This is a genomic window from Vibrio sp. Vb0667 (assembly GCF_033391095.1).
This window is the reverse complement of the sequence record NZ_JAWPOL010000271.1, coordinates 1-1,200: the sequence shown is the minus strand read 5'-3', so window position 1 is coordinate 1,200 and position 1,200 is coordinate 1. Positions and strand designations below refer to the sequence as shown.

1 protein-coding gene is annotated in these 1,200 nt (G+C 47.0%); it reads left to right on the top strand.

What is annotated here, in order from left to right; all coding sequences use genetic code 11:
- Window positions 1–205 precede the first annotated feature (205 nt).
- Entirely contained in the window at window positions 206–1,123 is a 918-nt protein-coding gene (locus tag R8269_RS25200; protein ID WP_169610060.1) for a dienelactone hydrolase family protein, read from the top strand.
- Window positions 1,124–1,200: the final 77 nt, after the last annotated feature.

The window sequence follows — 1,200 nt, the reverse complement described above, 5'->3', positions numbered from 1 at the left end:
ATTTTTGTACTGGGCGTCGTATTGCGCAGCGAACTGATTGCATGACTGCCTAACGATACAAAGTTGTTGGATCGGATTCCTTTATCTATTGTTTGTGTATGCTCGTCAGTGATGAATTTATCACCACAAGTCTCTCTTTGCTGGTTAGCATAAACATCACCATTGCGGTGATGGGTTTACTTTTCGATAAGAAATGAGGACATGGATAATGCTAAAGCACACGACGTCAAGTGAAAAGGCGGCTCACCCCATCCCGCAAGAAGCCTTCGATTGGTACGACGAATACGCGCATGGAAAGATCTCGCGCCGAGAATTTCTTAATCGGCTTGGTGGCCTTGCGGTGCTAGGGTTTAGCATGACCGCACTGGTTGACGCGCTGACACCAAATTACGCGCTTGCCGAGCAAGTCTCCTTCAATGATCCTGAAATCAAAGCCACGTACGAAACCTTTTCGTCGCCGAATGGGCATGGTGAAGGGCGTGGTTACTTGGTGATGCCTCAGAAAAAGACCATCAAATCACCAACGGTTTTGGTGATTCATGAAAACCGTGGCCTCAACCCTTACATTAAAGACGTCGCGAGACGACTAGCGAAAGATGGTTTTATCGCCTTTGCTCCCGATGCTCTCTACCCGTTAGGTGGGTATCCGGGAAATGATGATGAAGGGCGAGCAATGCAAAAAGAGATGGACAGAGCCAAGATTGAGCAAGACTTTATAGCGGCCGCTAAATTTATCAAACAGCACGAACATGGAAACGGCAAGCTTGGCGCGGTTGGTTTCTGTTTTGGTGGTTATGTCGTCAATATGCTGGCGGCAGTTATGCCAAATGAGCTCGATGCAGGCGTACCTTTTTATGGAACACCCGCTGCAGAAGAGATTCAAAAACAAGTGAAAGGCCCATTAATGTTGCATTTCGCAGGGTTGGATAAACGTGTGAATGACACTTGGCCTTCGTACGAGCAGCAGTTGATTGCTTCAGGTGCGAAGTACCAAGCTTTGATGTATGAAAACGTCAATCATGGTTTCCACAACGACTCAACGGCACGTTACGCACCCGAGGAAGCGGCTCTTGCTTGGGAACGTACCTTAGCTTTCTTCAAAGAACATCTCATCGCCAGTTAATCGGAGTTGGCACATTCCTTGTTAATATCTCCTTTAGTGAGTGAGATATTAACAAGGAATGTGCAGGACTCAATCAA